Source organism: Luteimonas campi (genome assembly GCF_051162505.1).
GTDB lineage: Bacteria > Pseudomonadota > Gammaproteobacteria > Xanthomonadales > Xanthomonadaceae > Luteimonas.
In genome coordinates, this window is sequence record NZ_JBNWEM010000004.1 from 252,365 (window position 1) to 273,786 (window position 21,422).

The window sequence follows — 21,422 nt, forward strand, 5'->3', positions numbered from 1 at the left end:
GGAACGCTGCGCTAGGCTGAGGTCATCCCGCACTCTGGTCAGCCCCCGATGCACGCCGCACCACAAGACTTCCACGCCTGGCCCGACGTCACCGGCCATTTCGGCCGCCATGGCGGCCGCTTCGTCGCCGAGACCCTGATGGGCCCGCTGGAGGAACTGGCCGCCGCCTACGACAGCGCACGGGTCGATCCGGCCTTCGTCGCCGCCTACGACAAGGACCTCAAGCACTACGTTGGCCGGCCCAGCCCGATCTACCACGCCGAGCGGCTGAGCCGCGAGGTCGGCGGCGCGCAGATCCTGCTCAAGCGCGAGGACCTCAACCACACCGGCGCGCACAAGGTGAACAACACCATCGGCCAGGCCCTGCTGGCCGCGCGCATGGGCAAGAAGCGGATCATCGCCGAGACCGGCGCCGGCCAGCACGGCGTGGCCAGCGCCACCGTCGCCACGCGGCTGGGCCTGGAATGCGTGGTCTACATGGGCGCCACCGACATCGAGCGGCAGAAGATCAACGTCTACCGCATGAAGCTGCTGGGCGCGACCGTGGTGCCGGTCACCAGCGGCTCGGCCACGCTCAAGGACGCGCTCAACGAAGCCATGCGCGACTGGGTGACCAACGTGCGCGACACCTTCTACATCATCGGCACCGTCGCCGGCCCCGACCCGTATCCGCGCATGGTGCGCGACTTCAATGCGGTGGTCGGGCGCGAGGCGCGCGCGCAGATGCTGGAGGACTACGGCCGCCTGCCCGATGCGATCACCGCCTGCGTGGGCGGCGGCAGCAATGCCATCGGCCTGTTCCACGCGTTCCTCAACGACCCTGGCGTGCGCATCGTCGGCGCGGAGGCGGCGGGCGAGGGCATCGACACCGGCCGCCACGCGTCCTCGCTCTCGGCCGGCCGCGTGGGCGTGCTGCACGGCAACCGCACCTACGTGATCTGCGACGACGACGGCCAGATCACCGAGACGCATTCGGTCTCGGCCGGCCTGGACTATCCCGGTGTCGGCCCCGAACACGCCTTCCTCAAGGACACGGGCCGCGCCGAGTACATCGGCGTGACCGATGACGAGGCGCTGGCCGCCTTCCACAGGCTCACCCGCACCGAAGGCATCCTGCCGGCGCTCGAATCCAGCCACGCCGTCGCGCAGGCCATCAAACTCGCGCGCGAACTGCCGAAGGATGCCCTGGTGCTGTGCAACCTCTCCGGTCGCGGCGACAAGGACGTGCACACCATCGCCGCACGCGAGGGGGTGGAGGTCTGATGCGCAGGCGCGTGCCGGCGGCCGGGCTGCTGCTCGCGCTGGCCGGTGTTGCCCCTGGCCAGACGCCCGGCTGCGTGGCCGGCCTCTGCCTGGACCAGCCATTCGCGCCGGAGGGTGCGGAGGGCGACTGGCAGGTCGAGGACGGGGCGGATCCTGCCAGCTGTACCCGGGTCTCGGGCGGACCCCTGCCCGCGGGCGTCGGGATGATGCTGCTGGACGGGCGCATCGCCCGCTTCGAGATCGGCCTGTCGGGTGACGGGGCCGCGGCGCCGGCGGGACCGTTCGGGCTGCGCCACGGGATGTCGCTGGCCGATGCCGGGACGCGGCTGCCGGACGACGGCCTCGCGCTCGATGTCCACAAATACGCCTGGCCACCCGGCCTCTACCTCACCTGGCACGACGCGACGCGCGATCGCGCCGTGCGCGTCGAACTGCCCGACGGCGCGGTCGAGGTGATCCTCTGGGGCCGTGCCGACGCGGTGCGGCTGACCGAGGGCTGCGCATGAAACCCTGTCCGTCCGCCTTGTCCCTTCTTCGGAAACCGCCTGCATGAGCCGCCTCCAGCCCCGTTTCGCCAGCCTGTCCGAACGCGGTCGCAAGGCGCTGATCCCGTTCATCACTGCGGGCGACCCTTCGCTGGAGGCCACGGTCCCGGTGATGCACGCGCTGGTGGGCGCCGGCGCCGACGTCCTGGAGCTGGGCGTGCCGTTCTCCGACCCGATGGCCGACGGCCCCACCATCCAGCGCAGTTCCGAGCGCGCGCTGGCGCGCGGGGCGGGGATGGGCGGGGTGCTGGACGCGGTGCGCGAGTTCCGCGAGCGCGACGATGCGACTCCGGTCGTGCTGATGGGCTATCTCAACCCGGTCGAGATCCGTGGCGCGGACCGCTTCGCCCGCGATGCGGCGGCCGCCGGCGTAGACGGCGTGCTGCTGGTCGACCTGCCGCCCGAGGAGTCGGCTGGATTCCGCGAAGCGTTCGCGGCGCAGGGGGTCGACCTGATCCTGCTGGCCTCGCCGACCACGCCCGACGCCCGCCTGTCGCTGCTGCTGGATCACGCAGGGGGCTATCTCTACTACGTCAGCTTCGCCGGCGTGACCGGTGCCTCCGAGCGTCTCGACCCTGACGCGGCGGCCCTCCACCTGCGCCGTATCCGCGCCACCAGCCCGGTGCCGGTGGTGGCCGGTTTCGGGATCCGCGACGCCGCTTCGGCCGCGGCGATGGCCGCCGATGCCGACGGCGTGGTCGTGGGCAGCGCCCTGGTGTCGGAGATGGCCGCCGCCGCCGATCCGGACGAGGCCGCCCGGCGCGCGGCCGCATTCCTGGCGCCGCTGCGCGCGGCACTGGACTGACCGCCGCGTCCCCCCGGCTGGTGCGGCCGGGGCGGGGCGCGCCGCGCCGCGCGTCCGATTGCGGCCGCCGGCCGATGGCGACGCCGCCAGCGATCCCGGAGCGCGGTGGGGTGCCGCCACCGGCAGGCAGGTTGCCGGCCCGTGGCCGCTCCGACCCGTGCGCTAAACTGCCCGCCTTCGCGGCCGCAGCCGCCAACGGATCCGACGCCAAGCATGTCCTGGTTGAAGAAACTGATGCCGCCGCGCATCCGCACCGAGTCCGGCACCGCCCGCAAGCGCAGCGTGCCCGAGGGCTTGTGGGAAAAGTGCGAGCGCTGCAGCGCCGTGCTCTACGGCCCCGAACTGGAAGAGAACCTGGAGGTCTGCCCGAAGTGCAGCTTCCATCGCCCGATCCGTGCGCGGGCCCGCCTGCGCGCCTTCCTCGACCCGGGCGAACTGCGCGAGATCGCCGGCGACCTCGGGCCGACCGACGTGCTGCGCTTCCGTGACCAGAAGCGCTACGCCGACCGGATCAAGGCCGCGCAGAAGTCCACCGGCGAGCGCGACGCGCTCATCGTCATGGAGGGCAGCCTCAAGCAGATGCCGATGGTGGCCGCGGCGTTCGACTTCGCCTACATGGGCGGTTCGATGGGGTCGGTGGTGGGCGAGCGCTTCGCCCGCGGCGCCGAACGCGCGCTCGAACTCGGGTCCGGCTTCGTCTGCTTCTCCGCCAGCGGCGGCGCGCGCATGCAGGAGAGTCTGTTCTCGCTGATGCAGATGGCCAAGACCTCGGCCGCGCTCGGGCGCCTGCGCGCCGCGGGCCTGCCCTACATCTCGGTGCTGACCCATCCGACCACGGGCGGCGTGTCGGCCTCGTTCGCGATGCTCGGCGACCTGAACATCGCCGAGCCGGAGGCGCTGATCGGTTTCGCCGGCCCGCGCGTGATCGAACAGACCGTGCGCGAGACCCTGCCCGAAGGCTTCCAGCGCTCGGAGTTCCTGGTCGAACATGGTGCGATCGACCAGATCTGCGACCGTCGCCAGCTGCGCGACCGCATCGCCACCCTGGTGGCGATGATGACCCGCCAGCCCGTGCCGCAGGACGCCGCCGCATGAGCCGCAAATACTTCGGGACCGACGGCATCCGCGGCCGGGTCGGCGAGGGCCCGATTTCGGCCGACTTCGTGCTGCGCCTGGGCAACGCCTATGGCCACGCCCTGCGCGAGGCCGCCGAGGCGCGCGGCGACCGGCGCAAGCCGCTGGTGGTGATCGGCAAGGACACGCGCATCTCCAACTACATGTTCGAGGCCGCGCTCGAAGCCGGCCTGGTCGCGGCGGGCGTGCACGTGCAGCTGATGGGGCCGATGCCCACGCCTGCGGTGGCGCACATGACCCGGTCGATGCGTGCCGATGGAGGCATCGTGATCTCGGCCTCGCACAATCCGCACTACGACAACGGCATCAAGTTCTTCTCGGCCGAGGGCGAGAAGCTCGACGACGAGACCGAACTGGCGATCGAGGCCGCGCTGGACCGTCCGTTCACCACCGTGTCCTCCGAACGGCTGGGCAAGGCGGTGCGCACGCGCGACGCGGTCGGCCGCTATGTCGAGGCCTGCAAGAGTTCGGTCTCGCGCCAGTTCAACCTGACCGGCATGCACGTGGTGGTCGACTGCGCCAACGGCGCGACCTACCAGATCGCGCCGCTGGTGCTGCGCGAACTCGATGCGCGGGTCGATGCGATCGGCGTGGACCCGGACGGCACCAACATCAACGATGGCGTCGGATCGATGCATCCGGAAACGCTGGCCGCGCGCGTGCGCGCCGCGGGGGCCGATCTCGGCATCGCCTTCGACGGCGACGGCGACCGCCTGCTGTTCGTCGACAGCGACGGCACGGTCCACGATGGCGACAACCTGCTTTACCTGCTGGCCACCGACTGGCAGGCCAGTGGCCGCCTGCGCGGCCCGGTGGTGGGCACGCTGATGACCAACTATGGCCTGGAGCAGGCGCTGGAGCGTGCGGGCATCGCCTTCCTGCGCACCAAGGTGGGCGACCGCTACGTGCACCAGGCGCTGCTCGAGAATGGCGGCATCCTGGGCGGCGAGGCCTCCGGCCACCTGCTGTGCCTGGACCGCGCCACCACCGGCGACGGCATCATCAGCGCACTGCAGGTGCTGGAGGTGCTCAAGCGCCGCAAGCTCACCCTGCAGCAGGCCATGGCGGGCGTGCGCAAGCTGCCGCAGAAGACGGTCAACGTGCGCTACGGCAACGGCGCGAAGCCTGCCGAGGCGGACAGCGTGCAGGCCGCGCTCGCCCGTGCCCAGGCAGCGGTGCAGGGGCATGGTCGCGCCTTCCTGCGTCCCTCCGGCACCGAGCCGGTGGTGCGCGTGACGGTGGAGGCCGACGACGAGGCGCTGATGCAGTCGACCCTCGACACCCTCGCCGACGCGGTGCGTGCCGCGGCAGCATGACGGACCCGGATCGGGAAGCCCGCGCCGCGGGCCGGCCCGCTACCGGATCGCAGACGTATCTGGAGTAGAGCAATGAGTGCGCGTATCCCCACCCTCGACATCCGTCGCTTCGATAGCGACCGCGAGGCCTTCGTGGCCGAGCTCGGCGCGGCCTACCGCGAATGGGGCTTCGCGGGCATCAGCCACCACGGGATCCCGCAGCAGCTGATCGACGATGCCTATGCGGCGTTCCGGAAGTTCTATGCGCTGCCCGAGGAGGTGAAGAAGCAGTACCACATCCCCGGCGGCGGCGGCGCGCGCGGCTACACCCCGTTCGGCATCGAAACCGCCAAGGGCTCGAAGCACTTCGATCTCAAGGAGTTCTGGCACATCGGCCGCGAGCTGCCGGCCGGTTCGAAGTACCGCGACGTGATGGCGCCGAACGTCTGGCCGGAAGAAGTGCCCGAGTTCCGCGAGCATGGCCTGGCCCTGTACAACGCGCTGGATGCGCTCGGCTCGCGGGTGCTCTCGGCGCTGGCGCTGCACATCGGCCTGCCGCAGGATTTCTTCGCCGACAAGACCAACTTCGGCAACTCGATCCTGCGCCCGATCCACTATCCGCCGATCACCGCCGACGACATCCCCAACGTGCGCGCCGGCGCGCATGGCGACATCAACTTCATCACCCTGCTGGTCGGCGCCTCGACCGCCGGACTCGAGGTGCAGTCGAAGAAGGGCGAGTGGGTGCCGTTCACCTCCGAGGGCGACACCATCGTGGTCAACATCGGCGACATGCTCGAGCGCCTGACCAACCACGTCTATCCCTCGACCATCCACCGCGTGGTCAACCCGCCGGGCGAGGCGGCGCGCCAGCCGCGCTACTCGGTGCCGTTCTTCCTGCACCCGAACCCGGACTTCCTGATCGACGTGCTGCCGTCCTGCGTGAGCGAGGACAACCCCAGCCGTTACCCGGAACCGATCACCGCCCACGGCTTCCTCGAACAGCGCCTGCGCGAGATCAAGCTCAAGTAGCCGGCGGCGCCGGCCCCGCCGCACGGCATTGGCCGGATCCCGCGTCGCGCTGGCATCATCGGCGCGACCTGCAGGGGAGCCCGCGATGCCGTCCATCCTCATCCGCCTTGCGATGCTGGCCGTGGCCGTGGCGCCGGCCTGCGCATGGGCCGGCCCGGCGGCGGGCTGCGACGCCCCGCTGCCGCCGCTCGAATCCGCGGCCGGCGTGCCGGTGCTGTTGCGCGATTCCGACGGCACTCCGGTCGCGACAGCCGCCGACTGGGCCTGCAAGCGCGAGGCGCTGCGTGCCACGGCGCAGGCCTACGTGTATGGTGACAGGGGACCCGAGCCGGGCGAGGTCGCCGCCCACGTGGCCGATGGCCGCCTGCAGGTGCTGGTCCGCCAGGACGGGCGCGAGGTCGCCCTCGATGCGGCGCTGCGGCTGCCGCCTGGCCCCGCGCCGCATCCGGTCATGATCCTGGTCGGGCCGGGTGGCGGTGTCGACCAGGCCCTGCTCGATGCCGAAGGCGTGGCCCTGCTCGTGTTCGATCCGACCACGGCCGGCGCCGAGACCGGGCAGTCGCGCGAACGGCGCGGCGCCTATTACGCGCTGCACGGCGGAGCGCAGGACGCCACCGGCACGCTGATGGCCTGGGCCTGGGGCGTGAGCCGCCTGGTCGATGCGATCGCGCAGGTGCCCGACCTGCTGCGCGCCGATGCGGTCGGGGTCGCCGGCTGTTCGCGTTATGGCAAGGGCGCGCTCGCGGCGGGTGCGTTCGATGCGCGCATCGCGCTCACGGTGCCGATCGAATCTGGTTCGGGCGGCGTGCCGCTTTGGCGTGGCGTCGCCACGGGCGGGGCACAGCCGCCGCACAGCGCCTTCGGCGAGCAGCCCTGGCTGGGCGAGAGCTTCGCGGCCTTCGCCGGCGACGTGGAACGCCTGCCCATCGACCAGCACGCGGTGCTGGCGCTGGTGGCGCCGCGCGGCCTGCTGGTGCTCGACAACCCACTCGTCGACTGGCTGGGCGCGCCGGCCGGCCAGGCCAGCGTGCGCGCGGCGCTGCCGGCCTACCGGCTTCTAGGCGCGGCCGGCAACCTCGGCTACTACGGCCAGGTGGCGGATAGCCGCCACTGCGCCTGGCGCGCGGAGTGGGACCGGCCTGCGCGCGATGCGATCCGGCGCCACCTGCGTGGACTCCCCGCCGAGGATCTGGCGGTGGCGCCGGCAGGTCCGGCGGACTTGGCGCCCTAGGCGCGCGACGCGCGGCAGCACCTTCCGGTCCTGCCGCGCGCCTCAGGGGCCGGATCGTCGCCGGCCCGGACCTCAAGGCCGTCTCAGCAACCGGCCACGTTGCACAGCGGCACGATGTTGGCGCTGCTGAAGCGCGGACCGACATAGCTGTTGCCGAAGTCGCCGATGTGCGGGCCGCTGACCACGCCGTTGACATGGTTGCCCGCATGCGAGTTGGGCGTGTAGTTGCGCAGCCAGCCGCCGCCGCTGCTGCCGTAGGTCATGTCGCAGCCCTGCACCAGCACGTCGGTGCCTTCCCAGCTCGAACTGTAGCTGCGTCCCGCGCAGATGTGCGTGTATTCGGTGCTGAGGTTGCTGGCGTAGCCGTGCGAATAGATCTGCTGCTCGTAGCCCCAGTCCCAGCTGCGGCCGAGCCAGCCGACGTAGTTCGTCACCGGCTGGCCGGTGGTGGCCTCGCCGGCCAGGCGGATCACCGCCACGTCCCAGCGTCGGCCGCCGTCGTTGATCCAGCTGTTGAGCACCGTCGCCGACTGCCAGCCATAGCGGCCGTACGGCGCGACGCCATAGCGGTCGGCCGGCACGAACACGAAGTTGCGGTTGAAGCCCTGGCCGCGCGTGTACACGCAGTGCGCGGCGGTGATGATCACCGAGTTGCCGCTGGCGACGTTGGCGGTGCAGTACGAGCTGCCGCCGCTGGGGGTGGTGAAGTAGAGCTTGCCGATCTTGTTCCAGGGCGCGGCGGTCCACTGGAAGGTGTAGTAGTTGCCGGGATAGCGCAGGTAGGGGTGGTGCGCGCCGTCCTTGTCGGCCGCGTCCTTCGCGGGCTGCTCGATGTCGGTTCCGTCCAGCGCCTCGAGCCGGCGCCAGGCATCGCCGAACTGCTGGCGGGCCTGGTAGTCGGCGAAGGGCAGGGGGCGGCCGCCCTGGCTGGAGGTCGCGGGGAGGGCGAGACGCGGTGCCGGCAGCGGAATCTCGGCGCCCTTCGGCGGAATGCGCGCGTCGGCCGGCCACGGCAGCGGCGTCGCCGCGGCGCGCTGCCGCTCGGTCGCGAAGGGGTGCGCCGCCGCCATTGCGGGCACCTTGCCCTGGGCGGCCTCGCTGGCGGTGAGGACGGTGACATCGCCCTGCGGCGTGCGTACCACCTTCTCCGATGCGTGGGCGGCGCCCGCGATCGAGCCAAGGGCGAGGAGGGCGAGCGCTGCGCGATACCGGCCGGTCGTGCGGGATGCATGGATGGTCTTGCTGGATTTCATCTGCTGATGCCTTTGCTCTGGGTCGCGGTGGCGGGAATTCGCCGCTGCGGGACGGGCAGTACGACCCCTGCGCGCCGCCGGGATGGCGGTGCGGTCGCGATGTCGTTGCACTCGGGAGGCGTGCGTCCGCCTCGTGCCTGCCTGCCGCGCGGCCCCTTCACGCGCGGCGGTCCATCTCCGTGCTGCCTGTCCGTACAGTCCAACGCCCCGGCCGGGCGGCCGCGGACAGCGCGATGCGCAGAATCAGGGTTTTCCTACACGCCGTCCCCGGGCGTCGCGCGCGAGGTGAGGGCATCGGTACTGCGGATGCGCGATGAACCCTTCGCCATGCGGCGCAGCAGGAACCGCTCGGGCAACACGCGCGTCGCAAGGCGCAGCGCACGATAGACCGCGCCCGGCACCACGATCACCTGCCCGCGTTCGACACCTTCGATCCCGGCGCGGGCCACGTCGGCCGCTTCCAGCCACAGCCAGCGCGGCAGTCGCGCCATCATCGCCCGCGTGCCGGTGACATCGTGGAATTCCGACCAGGTGAAGCCCGGGCACAGCGCAGTGGCGTGCACCTGCGCGTCCGCGTTCTCCAGCGCCAGCGATTCGCTGAACTTCACCATGAAGGCCTTGGCCGGCGCGTACAGCGTCTGCCCGTCCGCCGAAGGCACCAGTGCGGCGAAGGAGGCCACGTTGAGGATGCGTCCGGCGCCGCTGGCGCGGATCGCGGGCAGCAGCCGCCAGGTCAGTTCGCAGACCGCGCCCACCATCACCTGCAGGAACGCGGCGTGGGTCTCCCAGTCGTTGCGCAGGTAGCGGCCGGGCACGCCGTAGCCGGCGTTGTTGACCAGGATGCGGACGTCGAGGCCGAGTCCGGCGATCTCCGCGACCAGGCGCGCCGGTGCGCCCGGCTCGGCCAGGTCGGCGGTGAGGACCTGCACCGGCACCCGAGCGCGCAGCTCCGCGGCCAGGGCTTCGAGGCGGTCGGTACGCCGCGCGGTCAGGATCAGCGGCACGCCGCGCCGCGCGTATTCGCGCGCGATCGCCTCCCCGATGCCGCTGGAGGCTCCGGTCACGAGGGCATGGCCACGGGGGTCGCGCATCGGACGGTCTCCTTGGGCAGGGGCGGTTGGCGTCGGCTATGCTTTGCGCCCTTCACACAAGGGGCAGGCGATGCGCCGCAGGATCGTAGCCGGAAACTGGAAGCTGCATGGAACCCGCGAGTTCGCGACCAATCTGGTGGGCGCCGTGGCCGCGGAACTGCCGGTCGCCGGCGTGGACCTGGTGGTCCTGCCGCCATTGCCCTACCTCGGCGACCTGATCGAGGATTTCGAGGGCAGCCCGATCGCGTTCGGCGCGCAGGACGTGAGCCACAACCAGGAGGGCGCCTATACCGGCGAGGTCTCGGCCCGGATGCTGCTGGACGTCGGCGCGCGCTACGGCCTGGTCGGGCACTCCGAGCGGCGCCAGTACCACTTCGAGAACAGCGACCTGGTGGCGAAGAAGTTCCTCGCGGCCTCCAGCGCCGGCCTGGTGCCGATCCTGTGCGTGGGCGAGACGCTGGAGGACCGCGAGGCCGGGCGCACCGCCGAGGTCATCGCCGCCCAGCTCGAGCCGGTGCTGGAGCGGGCCGGGGCGGAACGCTTCCTCGGCGCGGTGGTGGCCTACGAACCGGTCTGGGCGATCGGCACCGGCCGGACCGCCAGTCCGGAGCAGGCGCAGGAGGTCCATGCCCTGATCCGTGGCCACGTCGCCGCGCGGGATGCTAGAATCGCTGATTCGCTGCCGATCCTGTACGGCGGCAGCGTGAAGCCGGCCAATGCCGCCGAGCTGTTCGCCCAGGCGGACATCGACGGCGGCCTGATTGGCGGCGCATCCCTGGTGGCGGCGGATTTCCTCGCCATCGCCCGCGCCGCGGCCCGCTGACCGCAGGTCACAAGACATTCCGAGTACGCCGCAATGCTGCTGTTGATCCTCAACATCCTGTTCGTCCTGGTCGCGATCGCGATGATCGCGCTGATCCTCATGCAGCGTGGCGCGGGTGCCTCGGCCGGCTCCGGCTTCGGCGGCGGCGCCTCGGCGACCGTCTTCGGCGCGCGCGGCTCGGCCAGCTTCCTGACCAAGGCGACGAAGTGGCTGGCCATCAGCTTCTTCGCCATCACCCTGTTCATGGCGTGGTACGCCACCCGCCAGGCCACCGCGCCGCAGGCCGGTACCGACCTCGGCGTGATGTCGCAGGTGCCCGCGGCGCCGGCGACCCCGGCCGCCGGCGCCGGTGCGCCGCAGCCCTCGTCCGCGGTGCCCGCTGCGCCGCAGCAGCCGGCCGCCGAGCCCGCCGCAGCGGTGCCGGCCGCGCCTGCGCAGCAGGAGGCCGTACCGGCTGCTCAAGACGAGCAATAACGCTTACAATTGTCGCGTTGCCCGAAGCGGTAGGCGCGGCGACAGATTTGCCCAGGTGGCGGAATTGGTAGACGCACTACCTTGAGGTGGTAGCGGCTTAGGTCGTGGGGGTTCGAGTCCCCCCTTGGGCACCATATTTACCGATGTCGCGCGCGCATCAAGGCGCGCAGAGCGACGGCCGCTAGCTACACCGCGGCAAGTAGCCGAGAGAACAACCGAGTGCTGGCCGAATACCTGCCGACCCTGCTGTTCCTGATCGTTGCCACGGGGGTCGGCGTTGCCCTGCTGATCATCGGCAACCTGCTGGGCCCCAAGCTCCCGACCCCCGAGAAGCTTTCGCCCTACGAGTGCGGCTTCAACGCGTTCGAGGATTCGCGCATGCAGTTCGACGTGCGCTACTACCTCATCGCGATCCAGTTCATCATATTCGACCTGGAAATCATCTTCATCGTGCCTTGGGCGACGGTGTTCCGCGAGCTCGGGCCGCTGGGCCTGATCGAGATGGGCATCTTCGTGGGCATGCTGCTGCTCGGGTTCATCTACGTGTGGAAGAAGGGAGCGCTCGAATGGGAGTGATCCAGGCGATTCGCGGCCTGGCGGATTCGGCCAGCAATCCGCTGCCGGACGGGCGCGTCGACGACATCCTGCGCCCGGAAACCCTGCTCGGCGGCTCGGCGGACAACAACCCGCTGCTCGAACGCGGCTTCGTCACCACCAGCTCCGACGTGCTGCTCAACTGGGCGCGCACCGGTTCGATGTGGCCGATGACCTTCGGCCTGGCCTGCTGCGCGGTCGAGATGATGCACGCCGGCGCGGCGCGCCTGGACCTCGACCGCTACGGCGTGGTGTTCCGCCCGTCGCCGCGCCAGTCGGACGTGATGATCGTGGCCGGCACCCTGGTCAACAAGATGGCCCCGGCGCTGCGCAAGGTCTACGACCAGATGCCCAACCCCAAGTGGGTGATCTCGATGGGCAGCTGCGCCAACGGCGGCGGCTACTACCACTATTCCTACGCGGTGGTGCGCGGCTGCGATCGCGTGGTGCCGGTGGACGTCTACGTGCCTGGCTGCCCGCCGACGGCCGAGGCGCTGATCTACGGCATCCTGCAGCTGCAGAAGAAGATCCGTCGCGCCACCAACTTCGGCGACGAGAAGACGGGGATGCGTCATGGCTGATCGCGCTTCCCGCGAGACCGCGCAGGCGTTCGCGGAGCGGCTGCGCGCGCGCTTCCCCGACGCCGAGGTCACCGTGGCCATGCCGCGTGGCGAGGTCGGCATCGCGACCTCCGGCGACTGGCTGGCCGTGTGCACCGCCTTGCGCGACGAGTTCGGCTTCGAGTCGCTGGTCGACCTGTGCGGCGTCGACTACCTCGGCTACGGCAGCGGGGAGTGGGATACCGACGCGTCCTCCGAAGGCTTCAGCCGTGGCGTGGAAGGGCGCGGTCCCGGCCGGTTCCGCTTCGGCGAGGCGCCCTCGCAGCAGCTCGACCAGCCCGATGGCATCGGCTCGATTCCGGTGCCTCAGCGGCGTTTCGCCGCGGTGGCGCAGTTGCTGTCGGTCCAGCACAACCGCCGCGTGCGCGTGACCTGCCACGCGCCCAGCGACGACCTGCCGGTCGTGTCCTCGCTCACCGTCCTGTGGCCCGTGGCCAACTGGTTCGAGCGCGAGGCGTTCGACCTGTTCGGCATCGTGTTCAGCGGCCACCCGGACCTGCGCCGGATCCTGACCGACTACGGGTTCGTGGGCCATCCCTTCCGCAAGGACTTCCCGCTGATCGGGAACGTGGAAGTGCGCTACGACGCGGAGAAGAAGCGCGTGGTTTACGAACCGGTGACCTCGGTCGAGCCGCGGGTGAACGTGCCGCGCGTGGTGCGCGACGACGCGCGCTACCAGACCGCGGTCGACGAGCAGCGTGCGCGCCGCGAGCAGGCGCGCGCCACGGAGGGATCGAAGTGAGCAGCACCCCGCACGCGCCCCTGCGGCAGGCCAGCGAAGGTTTCGCGAGCAATCCGGCCGAGTCGCGGCAGGAAATCCGCAACTACACGCTGAACTTCGGCCCCCAGCACCCGGCCGCGCACGGCGTGCTGCGGCTGATCCTGGAGATGGACGGCGAGGTAGTGCAGCGCGCCGACCCGCACGTGGGCCTGCTGCATCGCGGTACCGAGAAGCTGGCCGAATCCAAGCCGTTCAACCAGTCGATCGGCTATATGGATCGCCTCGACTACGTGTCGATGATGTGCAACGAGCACGCCTACGTGCGCGCGATCGAAACCCTGATGGGGATCGAGGCGCCGGTACGCGCGCAGTACATCCGCACGATGTTCGACGAGATCACCCGCATCCTGAACCACCTGATGTGGATCGGCTCCAACGCGCTCGACCTGGGCGCGATGGCGGTGTTCCTGTACTCGTTCCGCGAGCGCGAGGAACTGATGGACGTGTACGAGGCGGTGTCGGGCGCGCGCATGCACGCGACCTACTACCGCCCCGGCGGCGTCTACCGCGACCTGCCAGACCGCATGCCGCAGTATCGCGAGTCGCCGTGGCGCAAGGGCGCCAAGCTCAAGCGCTTCAACGAGTGGCGCGAAGGCTCGATGCTCGATTATCTGGAGGCCTTCGCAAAGGACTTCCCGAACCGCGTCGACGAGTACGAGACCCTGCTCACCGACAACCGCATCTGGAAGCAGCGCACCGTGGGCATCGGCGTGATCCCGCCGGAGCAGGCCCTGGCCTGGGGCATGACCGGCCCGATGCTGCGCGGTTCCGGCGTGGCCTGGGACCTGCGCAAGAAGCAGCCCTACGCCAAGTACGACGAGGTCGAGTTCGACATCCCGGTGGGCGTCAACGGCGACTGCTACGACCGCTACCTGGTGCGCGTTGCCGAGATGCGCCAGTCCACCCGCATCATCGAGCAGTGCGTGAAGTGGCTGCGCGCCAATCCCGGCCCGGTGATGATCGACAACTACAAGGTCGCGCCTCCCTCCCGCGAGGAGATGAAGGACGACATGGAAGCGCTGATCCACCACTTCAAGCTGTTCTCGGAAGGCTACAGCGTGCCCGCCGGCGAGACCTATTGCGCGGTCGAGGCGCCCAAGGGCGAGTTCGGCTGCTACCTGGTCAGCGACGGCGCCAACAAGCCGTTCCGCGTGCATCTGCGCGCGCCCGGCTTCGCGCACCTGTCCTCGATGGACGAGATCGTGAAGGGGCACATGCTGTCGGACGTGGTGGCGATGATCGGTACCTACGACATCGTGTTCGGCGAAATCGACAGGTAAGGCAGGCGATGAAAGCGACAGGCAATTTCGAGAACGCGCGCAACGTCGACCCGATGGTCGTGCTGAGCGACGCGACCCGCGCCCACATCGATCACTGGCTGACCAAGTTCCCGGCCGACCGCAAGCGCTCGGCGGTGCTGCAGGGGCTGTTCGCCGCCCAGGAGCAGAACCAGGGTTTCCTGACCGACGAGCTGATCGCCGGCGTTGCCAAGTACCTCGACCTGCCTCCGGTGTGGGCCTACGAGGTGGCGACCTTCTACACGATGTTCGAGACGCAGGAGGTCGGGCGCAACAACGTCGCCTTCTGCACCAACATCAGCTGCTGGCTCAACGGCGCCGAGCAGCTGGTCGAGCACGCCGAGAAGAAGCTCGGCTGCAGGCTGGGCGAATCGACCGCCGACGGTCGCGTCTACCTCAAGCGCGAGGAAGAATGCGTGGCCGCGTGCTGCGGCGCGCCGGTGGTCGTGATCAACGGGCATTACCACGAGAAGCTCACCTCCGAAAAGGTGGACGAGCTGCTGGACGGGCTGAAGTAATGGCGGGTCATTCGCACTATTCGGAAGGTTATGGTCCGGTCGGCCCCGCTCCGAAGGAGCACCAGGCCGTCTACACCACGCTGCATTTCGACAAGCCGTGGTCGTACGAGAACTACCTCAAGACCGGTGGCTACCAGGCGCTGCGCAAGATCCTGACCGAGAAGATCGCGCCGACCGACGTGATCGAGATGGTCAAGCAGTCCGGCCTGCGCGGCCGCGGCGGCGCAGGCTTCCCGACCGGCCTGAAGTGGAGCTTCATGCCCAAGGGCGAAATGCAGAAGTACATCCTCTGCAATTCCGACGAATCCGAGCCGGGTACCTGCAAGGACCGCGACATCCTGCGCTACAACCCGCATTCGGTGATCGAGGGCATGGCGATCGCCTGCTACGCCACCGGTTCCAGCGTGGGCTACAACTACCTGCGCGGCGAGTTCCACCACGAGCCCTTCGAGCACCTCGAGGAAGCCACCCGCGAGGCTTATGCCAACGGCTGGCTGGGCAGGGACATCCTCGGCTCGGGCATCGACATCGACATCTACAACGCGCTGGGCGCGGGCGCCTACATCTGCGGCGAGGAAACCGCGCTGATGGAGTCGCTGGAAGGCAAGAAGGGCCAGCCGCGCTACAAGCCGCCGTTCCCGGCCAACTTCGGCCTGTACGGCAAGCCGACCACGATCAACAACACCGAGACCTACGCCTCGGTGCCTGCGATCGTGCGCAACGGCGCCGAGTGGTTCATGAACCTGGGCAAGCCCAACAACGGCGGCTGCAAGATCTTCTCCGTGTCCGGCCACGTCGCCCGTCCCGGCAACTACGAGATCCGTCTCGGCACCTCGTTCGCCGAACTGCTGGAGATGGCCGGCGGCATCCGCAACGGCCACCGCATCAAGGGCGTGATCCCCGGCGGTTCGTCGATGCCGGTGCTGCCGGGCGAGACGATGATGGGCCTGACCATGGACTACGACGCGATCCAGAAGGCCGGTTCCGGCCTCGGCTCGGGCGCGGTCATCGTCATGGACCACACCACCTGCATGGTGCGCGCCTGCCAGCGCATCGCGCGCTTCTATTTCAAGGAAAGCTGCGGCCAGTGCACGCCCTGCCGCGAAGGCACCGGCTGGATGTACCGCATGCTGACCCGCATCGCCAACATGGAAGCCACGCTGGACGACCTGCAGATGCTGCGGGCCGCGGCCGGGCAGATCGAGGGGCACACCATCTGCGCCTTCGGCGAGGCTGCCGCCTGGCCGGTGCAGGGTTTCCTGCGCCACTACTTGCACGAATTCGAATACGCCATCGTGAACAAGCGCTTCTACGTCGACGACGAACTCGCCGGCACGCTGGTCAAGGCCGAGAAGGTGGCCGCGTGAGCGCACAGCCCGTCAATCCGAACCTGCCGCCGGACCACGTCACCGTCATCATCGACGGGATCGAGCTGGCCGCGCCCAAGGGCTCGATGATCATCCAGGCCGCCGACAAGGCCGGCATCGCGATCCCGCGCTTCTGCTACCACGACAAGCTGTCGATCGCGGCCAACTGCCGCATGTGCCTGGTCGACACCGAAGTCGGGGGCCGCTCGGCGCCCAAGCCGTCGCCGGCCTGCGCGACGCCGGTGATGGATGGCCTGAAGGTCTTCACGCGCAACGAAAAGGCGCTCAAGGCGCAGCGCAACGTGATGGAGTTCCTGCTGATCAACCATCCGCTCGACTGCCCGATCTGCGACCAGGGTGGCGAGTGCGAGCTGCAGGACCTGTCGATGGGCTACGGCCGCTCGGTGAGCCGTTTCGTCGAGCGCAAGCGCGTGGTGGCCGACGAGGACTTCGGTCCGCTGGTCGCCAGCGACATGACCCGCTGCATCCAGTGCACGCGCTGCATCCGCGTCACCGCGGAGATCGCCGGCACCTACGAGCTGGGCGGCATGCAGCGGGGCGAGAACCTGCAGATCGGCACCTACGACGGCAAGCCGCTGACGACCGAGCTGTCGGGCAACGTCATCGATGTCTGCCCGGTGGGCGCGCTGACCAACAAGGTGTTCCGTTTCCGCGCCCGCCCCTGGGAGCTGATCGCGCGCGAATCGCTGGGCGCCCATGACGCGCTCGGCAGCAACCTGTTCCTGCACATGCGCCGCGGCGACGTGATGCGCGCGGTGCCGCGCGACAACGAGGCCGTCAACGAGTGCTGGCTGTCCGACCGCGACCGCTATTCGCACCAGGGCCTGTACGCCGACGACCGTGCCGTGCAGCCGATGATCCGCATGGCCAGCAATGGCGACGAGGGCGACTGGCGCGAGGCCAGCTGGGACGAGGCGCTGGCGAAGGCCGCGCAGATCCTGCGAGAGAACGGCGCCGACAACCTCGGCGTGCTCGTACACCCGGCCACCTCGAACGAGGAAGGCAGCCTGCTGGCGCGCCTGGCCGAGGGCCTGGGAACGGGCAACCTCGACCACCGCATCGCCCAGCACGACCTGTCCGACGGCGCGGTCGCGGAGGCGTTCGCGATGCCGGTGGCCGATATCGACCAGGCCGACGCCATCGTCATCGTCGGCTCCAACCTGCGCCACGAAGTGCCGCTGCTGCACCAGCGCGTGCGCAAGGCCTGGCGCCGCGGCGCCAAGGTGCACGTGGTCAGCCCGGTCGACTTCGAGTTCGCGTTCGACATCGCCAGCAAGACCATCGTCGCACCGTCGAAGCTGGCCGATGCGCTGGGCGCGGCCGAGCTCGCCGATGCGGTGCGCGGCGCGAACGCCGTGGCCGTCATCGTGGGCGCAGTGGCCGAGAATGGCCCGCATGCCGCCGCCGTGCGCGCGGCCGCACGCGGATTCGCGCAGGCGGTGGGCGGGGCGCTGTGCCGCATTCCGCAGGGTGCCAATGCCCTGGGCCTGGCGCGCCATGGCGTGCTGCCCTCCGGACGCGACGCCGTCGCGATGCTGGCCGAGCCGCGCAGCGCCTACCTGATGTACGGCATCGAGCCGGGCCTGGATTTCGCCGACCAGGCGGCTGCGCTCAAGGCACTCGGTGGCGCGCAGGTCGTGGCCTTCAGCCACTTCGCCTGCGAGTCCACGCGCCGCGTTGCCGATGTGATCCTGCCGATCGCGACCCTCTTCGAGAACGATGCGACGCTGACCAACCTGGAAGGCATCGATCAAGCTGCCTTTGCCGCCGGCAAGCTGCCGGGGCAGGCGCGCCAGGGCTGGAAGGTCCTGCGTGCCCTCGGCGGCGATCTGGCCCTGCCGGGCTTCGGCTTCACCGAACTCGCGGGCCTGCGCGCCGGCATGCGGGCCACCGCCCCGGCCGCGTCGCGCGGTACGGCTCCCGCAGCGGCGTCGGGCGACGGCCTGGAACTCGCCGTGTCGCAGGCGATCTACCGCGTCGACGGCTTGACCCGCCGCGCGCAGGCGCTGCAGGCGCATCCGCTGACCGTCGGTCCGCGCCTGAACCTGCATCCTGACGACGCCCGCGCCGCCGGTCTGCCCCAGGGCGCGATGGCCAAGGTCCGCGCCGGCGCGGGGATCGCCGCGCTGCCGGTCAACCTCAGCGATCTCGTCGCGCCCGGTTGCGCCTGGGTGGAGTCCGGCTACGGCGCCACCGCCGCGCTGGGCGCCGGCAAGGTCACGGTGGAGGCGGCATGAGCGCGACCACCCATACCGCCGCCAACACGGCCACGCTGCTGTCCGCCTGGACCGCGCCGCTGTACGACTGGCTGATGTCGCTGGGCGCCATCGGCGTGATCCTGTGGATCGTGCTCAAGGTGCTCGTCATCGCCGTGCCGGTGATCGTCACGGTGGCGTTCTACGTCGTCTGGGAACGCAAGCTGATCGGCTGGATGCACGCGCGCCATGGCCCGATGTACGTCGGCTGGGGCGTGCTGCAGGCGTTCGCCGACGTGTTCAAGCTGCTGTTCAAGGAAGTCATCCAGCCGAGCAACGCCCACCGTGCTTTGTACGTGCTGGCGCCGTTGATCACGCTGGCCCCGGCGTTCGCGGCCTGGGCGGTGGTGCCGTTCGACGCGCAGCTGGTGCTGTCCAACGCCAATGCCGGCCTGCTGTACCTGCTGGCGATGACCTCGTTGGGCGTGTACGGCGTGATCCTCGCCGGCTGGGCTTCGAACTCGAAGTACGCCTTCCTCGGCGCGATGCGTTCGGCCGCACAGGTGGTGAGCTACGAGATCGCGATGGGCTTCGCCCTGGTCGGCGTGATGGTCGGCGCGGGCAGCCTGAACCTGTCGCAGATCGTGATGGCGCAGGCCGGCAATGCGGGCCTGTTCGAATGGTTCTGGCTGCCGATGCTGCCGCTGTTCGTCATCTACTTCGTGTCCGGCGTGGCCGAGACCAACCGCGCGCCGTTCGACGTGGTGGAAGGCGAATCCGAGATCGTGGCCGGCCACATGGTGGAGTACTCGGGATCGGCGTTCGCGCTGTTCTTCCTGGCCGAGTACGCGAACATGATCCTGGTCAGCTTCCTCACCCCGATCTTTTTCCTCGGCGGCTGGCTGTCGCCGATTCCGGCAGCCTGGATCCCGGACGTGCCCGTGCTCGGCGTGCTCCTGGGCGACGGCTGGTGGTGGCTGTTCGCCAAGGTGTTCTTCTTCGCCAGCTGCTTCATCTGGTTCCGCGCCTCGTTCCCGCGCTACCGCTACGACCAGATCATGCGGCTGGGTTGGAAGGTCTTCATCCCGCTGAGCATCGGCTGGATCGTGGTGGTGGCGTTGATGGCGTACTTCGGCGTGTTCGAGGCGGGGCAGTGATGGGCAAGTTCGTTTCCTGGTTCCGTAGCCTGCTGCTGCTCGAGCTGCTGGGCGGCATGGCGCTGACGCTCAGGTATCTGTTCCGTCCCAAGTACACGCTGATGTACCCGATGGAAAAGACCCCGCAGTCGCCGCGCTTCCGCGGCCTGCACGCGCTGCGCCGCTACCCGAACGGAGAGGAGCGCTGCATCGCCTGCAAGCTGTGCGAGGCGGTGTGCCCGGCGCTGGCCATCACCATCGATTCGGAACCGCGCGAGGACGGCACCCGCCGCACCACGCGCTACGACATCGACCTGTTCAAGTGCATCTACTGCGGCTTCTGCGAAGAATCGTGCCCGGTCGACTCGATCGTCGAGACGCACCTGCACGAGTACCACTTCGAGAACCGCGGCGAGAACATCGTCACCAAGCCGCAGCTGCTGGCCATCGGCGACCGGCTCGAAGCCGAGATCGCCGAGCGCCGCGCCGCCGACGCCGCCTTCCGATAAGCGACCGATCATGGATTTCGCACTGCTCGCCTTCCTCGCCTTCGCCACGGTGGCCGTCGTCTCGGCCGGCGCGGTGATCAGCGTCCGCAACCCGGTGCATGCCGCGCTGTTCCTGGTGCTGACCTTCTTCACCGTGGCCTGCACCTGGATCCTGGCCGGCGCCGAGTTCCTGGGCGTGGCGCTGATCCTGGTCTATGTCGGCGCGGTGATGGTGCTGTTCCTGTTCGTGGTGATGATGCTGGACATCGACGTGGTGCCGCTGCGCGAGGGCTACGTCCGCTACCTGCCGGTGGGCCTGCTGGTGGCGGTAGTGATGCTGGTGGAGATCCTGACCCTGATCGGCATCAAGTCGCGGCTTGCGCCCTTCGGCGCGGACGCGGTCGATGCGGTCGGCGCGAACAACGTCAGCTGGATCGCCCGGCGCCTGTTCACCGACTTCCTGCTGCCCTTCGAGGTCGCGGCCCTGATCCTCACCGTGGCCGTCGTTGCCGCGGTGACGCTGACCCTGCGTCGCCGCCCGGGCGCCAAGCACCAGAACCCCGGCGAGCAGACGCGCACCCGCGCCGCCGACCGCCTGCGCATGGTGAGCATGCCGGCCGAGCGGCCGGTAGTGGAAGCGCCTGCGGGGAGCCCCGCGGGCAGTGAAGGGGAGGCCAGGTAATGGAAATCTTCGGGCAGGGCCTGGCACTGGGCCACTACCTCGCGCTGGGCGCGGCGCTGTTCTGCATCAGCGTGGCGGGCATCTTCCTCAACCGGAAGAACGTGATCATCCTCCTGATGTCGATCGAGCTGATGCTGCTGGCGGTCAACGTCAACTTCATCGCGTTCTCGCGTCATTTCGGCGACGAGGCCGGGCAGATCTTCGTGTTCTTCATCCTGACCGTGGCCGCCGCTGAGGCCGCGATCGGACTTGCGATCCTCGTTACGCTGTTCCGCAATCGACGCACCATCAACGTGGCCGAAATCGACACGCTGAAGGGGTGAGCGGCAGCGTTTGCGAGCCATTGGCTCGCGCTGCCGCGAACGCCCGGCCATGGATGGCCGGGCAGGGTCTCTTCGGAGTTCGCGTAGTACCGCCATGGATGGCTGCAGTGACAATTCGAACACCAGGTACGCGAGCCATTGGCTCGCGCTGCCGCGAACGCCCGGCCATGGATGGCCGGGCAGGGTCTCTCCGGAGCCCGCGTAGTACCGCCATGGATGGCTGCAGTGACAACTCGAACACCAGGTACGCGAGCCATTGGCTCGCGCTGCCGCGAACGCCCGGCCATGGATGGCCGGGCAGGGTCTCTCCGGAGCCCGCGTAGTACCGCCATGGATGGCTGCAGTGACAACTCGAACACCAGGTACGCGAGCCATTGGCTCGCGCTGCCGCGAACGCCCGGCCATGGATGGCCGGGCAGGGTTTCTCCGGGGCCCGCGCGTTTGCCGCGGATG

The 21,422-nt window shown here is 69.6% G+C and carries 22 protein-coding genes and 1 tRNA gene; 21 read left to right on the forward strand and 2 right to left on the reverse strand.

Going from position 1 to position 21,422, the window contains the following annotated elements:
• Positions 1–48: 48 nt before the first annotated feature.
• The 7 genes from trpB (at position 49) to ACQYVW_RS13800 (ending at position 7,305) form a co-directional block, all read left to right on the forward strand.
• Positions 49–1,263 carry a tryptophan synthase subunit beta gene (trpB, locus tag ACQYVW_RS13770; protein ID WP_434947389.1) on the forward strand — a complete coding sequence of 405 codons (1,215 nt, stop codon included), beginning with the start codon at positions 49–51 and terminating at the stop codon, positions 1,261–1,263.
• Positions 1,263–1,769 carry a hypothetical protein gene (locus tag ACQYVW_RS13775; protein WP_434947390.1) on the forward strand — a complete coding sequence of 169 codons (507 nt, stop codon included), beginning with the start codon at positions 1,263–1,265 and terminating at the stop codon, positions 1,767–1,769. Before trpB ends, ACQYVW_RS13775 begins: the two co-directional genes overlap by 1 nt.
• Positions 1,770–1,812: 43 nt before the next feature.
• The gene (trpA, locus tag ACQYVW_RS13780; RefSeq protein ID WP_434947391.1) at positions 1,813–2,613 is read left to right on the forward strand and encodes a tryptophan synthase subunit alpha; all 801 of its coding nucleotides are present in this window, start codon (positions 1,813–1,815) and stop codon (positions 2,611–2,613) included.
• 213 nt (positions 2,614–2,826) lie between these two features.
• On the forward strand, positions 2,827–3,708 hold the full coding sequence (gene accD / locus ACQYVW_RS13785; RefSeq protein WP_434936212.1) for an acetyl-CoA carboxylase, carboxyltransferase subunit beta: 882 nt from the start codon (positions 2,827–2,829) through the stop codon (positions 3,706–3,708).
• Positions 3,705–5,063 (forward strand): phosphoglucosamine mutase, encoded by a 1,359-nt coding sequence (gene glmM, locus ACQYVW_RS13790; protein ID WP_434936210.1) that lies wholly within the window; start codon positions 3,705–3,707, stop codon positions 5,061–5,063. The genes accD and glmM overlap by 4 nt, the downstream gene beginning before the upstream one ends.
• 72 nt (positions 5,064–5,135) lie before the next feature.
• Positions 5,136–6,074, forward strand: coding sequence for an isopenicillin N synthase family dioxygenase (locus ACQYVW_RS13795; RefSeq protein ID WP_434936208.1), 939 nt, complete (start codon positions 5,136–5,138; stop codon positions 6,072–6,074).
• 85 nt (positions 6,075–6,159) lie between these two features.
• Positions 6,160–7,305: a glucuronyl esterase domain-containing protein gene (locus ACQYVW_RS13800; protein ID WP_434947392.1), complete on the forward strand. Its 1,146-nt coding sequence runs from the start codon at positions 6,160–6,162 to the stop codon at positions 7,303–7,305.
• Between the two features lie 83 nt (positions 7,306–7,388).
• Here the strand turns inward: ACQYVW_RS13800 and ACQYVW_RS13805 are convergent, their stop codons facing one another.
• Together ACQYVW_RS13805 and ACQYVW_RS13810 are read right to left on the reverse strand one after the other, a co-directional pair.
• Entirely contained in the window at positions 7,389–8,558 is a 1,170-nt protein-coding gene (locus ACQYVW_RS13805; protein ID WP_434947393.1) for a trypsin-like serine peptidase, read from the reverse strand.
• A 254-nt stretch (positions 8,559–8,812) separates the two neighbouring features.
• A complete protein-coding gene (locus tag ACQYVW_RS13810; protein WP_434947394.1) occupies positions 8,813–9,649 on the reverse strand; it encodes an SDR family NAD(P)-dependent oxidoreductase in 837 nt (278 codons plus the stop codon).
• Between the two features lie 70 nt (positions 9,650–9,719).
• Between ACQYVW_RS13810 and tpiA the strand changes: the two genes are divergently transcribed.
• From tpiA to nuoK, 14 genes are all read left to right on the forward strand, one after another.
• Positions 9,720–10,472, forward strand: coding sequence for a triose-phosphate isomerase (gene tpiA / locus ACQYVW_RS13815; protein ID WP_434947395.1), 753 nt, complete (start codon positions 9,720–9,722; stop codon positions 10,470–10,472).
• A gap of 33 nt (positions 10,473–10,505) precedes the next feature.
• Positions 10,506–10,946: a preprotein translocase subunit SecG gene (secG, locus tag ACQYVW_RS13820; RefSeq protein ID WP_434947396.1), complete on the forward strand. Its 441-nt coding sequence runs from the start codon at positions 10,506–10,508 to the stop codon at positions 10,944–10,946.
• Positions 10,947–10,995: 49 nt separating this feature from the next.
• A tRNA-Leu gene (locus tag ACQYVW_RS13825) sits at positions 10,996–11,080 on the forward strand.
• 85 nt (positions 11,081–11,165) lie between these two features.
• Positions 11,166–11,522 carry an NADH-quinone oxidoreductase subunit A gene (locus tag ACQYVW_RS13830; protein ID WP_434933468.1) on the forward strand — a complete coding sequence of 119 codons (357 nt, stop codon included), beginning with the start codon at positions 11,166–11,168 and terminating at the stop codon, positions 11,520–11,522.
• Positions 11,513–12,121 (forward strand): NuoB/complex I 20 kDa subunit family protein, encoded by a 609-nt coding sequence (locus tag ACQYVW_RS13835; RefSeq protein WP_434933469.1) that lies wholly within the window; start codon positions 11,513–11,515, stop codon positions 12,119–12,121. Before ACQYVW_RS13830 ends, ACQYVW_RS13835 begins: the two co-directional genes overlap by 10 nt.
• Positions 12,114–12,902, forward strand: a complete 789-nt coding sequence (locus ACQYVW_RS13840) for an NADH-quinone oxidoreductase subunit C (RefSeq protein WP_434933470.1) — start codon at positions 12,114–12,116, stop codon at positions 12,900–12,902. Before ACQYVW_RS13835 ends, ACQYVW_RS13840 begins: the two co-directional genes overlap by 8 nt.
• A 20-nt stretch (positions 12,903–12,922) precedes the next feature.
• Positions 12,923–14,221 carry an NADH-quinone oxidoreductase subunit D gene (locus tag ACQYVW_RS13845; protein WP_434947422.1) on the forward strand — a complete coding sequence of 433 codons (1,299 nt, stop codon included), beginning with the start codon at positions 12,923–12,925 and terminating at the stop codon, positions 14,219–14,221.
• 8 nt (positions 14,222–14,229) lie between these two features.
• Positions 14,230–14,757 (forward strand): NADH-quinone oxidoreductase subunit NuoE, encoded by a 528-nt coding sequence (gene nuoE, locus ACQYVW_RS13850; RefSeq protein ID WP_434947397.1) that lies wholly within the window; start codon positions 14,230–14,232, stop codon positions 14,755–14,757.
• Complete coding sequence (nuoF, locus tag ACQYVW_RS13855) at positions 14,757–16,124, forward strand: NADH-quinone oxidoreductase subunit NuoF (RefSeq protein ID WP_434947398.1); 1,368 nt, start codon at positions 14,757–14,759, stop codon at positions 16,122–16,124. The genes nuoE and nuoF overlap by 1 nt, the downstream gene beginning before the upstream one ends.
• A complete protein-coding gene (gene nuoG / locus ACQYVW_RS13860; protein WP_434947399.1) occupies positions 16,121–18,382 on the forward strand; it encodes an NADH-quinone oxidoreductase subunit NuoG in 2,262 nt (753 codons plus the stop codon). Before nuoF ends, nuoG begins: the two co-directional genes overlap by 4 nt.
• Positions 18,379–19,497 carry an NADH-quinone oxidoreductase subunit NuoH gene (nuoH, locus tag ACQYVW_RS13865; RefSeq protein WP_434947400.1) on the forward strand — a complete coding sequence of 373 codons (1,119 nt, stop codon included), beginning with the start codon at positions 18,379–18,381 and terminating at the stop codon, positions 19,495–19,497. Before nuoG ends, nuoH begins: the two co-directional genes overlap by 4 nt.
• The gene (nuoI, locus tag ACQYVW_RS13870; protein ID WP_434933475.1) at positions 19,497–19,985 is read left to right on the forward strand and encodes an NADH-quinone oxidoreductase subunit NuoI; all 489 of its coding nucleotides are present in this window, start codon (positions 19,497–19,499) and stop codon (positions 19,983–19,985) included. The genes nuoH and nuoI overlap by 1 nt, the downstream gene beginning before the upstream one ends.
• 10 nt (positions 19,986–19,995) lie before the next feature.
• Positions 19,996–20,646: an NADH-quinone oxidoreductase subunit J gene (locus tag ACQYVW_RS13875; protein WP_434947401.1), complete on the forward strand. Its 651-nt coding sequence runs from the start codon at positions 19,996–19,998 to the stop codon at positions 20,644–20,646.
• Positions 20,646–20,969, forward strand: coding sequence for an NADH-quinone oxidoreductase subunit NuoK (gene nuoK, locus ACQYVW_RS13880; RefSeq protein ID WP_434933477.1), 324 nt, complete (start codon positions 20,646–20,648; stop codon positions 20,967–20,969). The genes ACQYVW_RS13875 and nuoK overlap by 1 nt, the downstream gene beginning before the upstream one ends.
• Positions 20,970–21,422 lie beyond the last annotated feature (453 nt).

Coding starts and splice junctions, on each gene's coding strand:
- ACQYVW_RS13875 (WP_434947401.1), top strand. CDS start 19,996: ATGGATTTCGCACTGCTCGCCTTCCTCGCCTTCGCCACGGTGGCCGTC.
- nuoE (WP_434947397.1), top strand. CDS start 14,230: ATGAAAGCGACAGGCAATTTCGAGAACGCGCGCAACGTCGACCCGATG.
- ACQYVW_RS13840 (WP_434933470.1), top strand. CDS start 12,114: ATGGCTGATCGCGCTTCCCGCGAGACCGCGCAGGCGTTCGCGGAGCGG.
- ACQYVW_RS13775 (WP_434947390.1), top strand. CDS start 1,263: ATGCGCAGGCGCGTGCCGGCGGCCGGGCTGCTGCTCGCGCTGGCCGGT.
- ACQYVW_RS13805 (WP_434947393.1), bottom strand. CDS start 8,558: ATGAAATCCAGCAAGACCATCCATGCATCCCGCACGACCGGCCGGTAT.
- nuoF (WP_434947398.1), top strand. CDS start 14,757: ATGGCGGGTCATTCGCACTATTCGGAAGGTTATGGTCCGGTCGGCCCC.
- nuoH (WP_434947400.1), top strand. CDS start 18,379: ATGAGCGCGACCACCCATACCGCCGCCAACACGGCCACGCTGCTGTCC.
- accD (WP_434936212.1), top strand. CDS start 2,827: ATGTCCTGGTTGAAGAAACTGATGCCGCCGCGCATCCGCACCGAGTCC.
- ACQYVW_RS13795 (WP_434936208.1), top strand. CDS start 5,136: ATGAGTGCGCGTATCCCCACCCTCGACATCCGTCGCTTCGATAGCGAC.
- nuoK (WP_434933477.1), top strand. CDS start 20,646: ATGGAAATCTTCGGGCAGGGCCTGGCACTGGGCCACTACCTCGCGCTG.
- ACQYVW_RS13800 (WP_434947392.1), top strand. CDS start 6,160: ATGCCGTCCATCCTCATCCGCCTTGCGATGCTGGCCGTGGCCGTGGCG.
- tpiA (WP_434947395.1), top strand. CDS start 9,720: ATGCGCCGCAGGATCGTAGCCGGAAACTGGAAGCTGCATGGAACCCGC.
- ACQYVW_RS13810 (WP_434947394.1), bottom strand. CDS start 9,649: ATGCGCGACCCCCGTGGCCATGCCCTCGTGACCGGAGCCTCCAGCGGC.
- ACQYVW_RS13835 (WP_434933469.1), top strand. CDS start 11,513: ATGGGAGTGATCCAGGCGATTCGCGGCCTGGCGGATTCGGCCAGCAAT.
- trpB (WP_434947389.1), top strand. CDS start 49: ATGCACGCCGCACCACAAGACTTCCACGCCTGGCCCGACGTCACCGGC.
- secG (WP_434947396.1), top strand. CDS start 10,506: ATGCTGCTGTTGATCCTCAACATCCTGTTCGTCCTGGTCGCGATCGCG.
- trpA (WP_434947391.1), top strand. CDS start 1,813: ATGAGCCGCCTCCAGCCCCGTTTCGCCAGCCTGTCCGAACGCGGTCGC.
- nuoI (WP_434933475.1), top strand. CDS start 19,497: ATGGGCAAGTTCGTTTCCTGGTTCCGTAGCCTGCTGCTGCTCGAGCTG.
- glmM (WP_434936210.1), top strand. CDS start 3,705: ATGAGCCGCAAATACTTCGGGACCGACGGCATCCGCGGCCGGGTCGGC.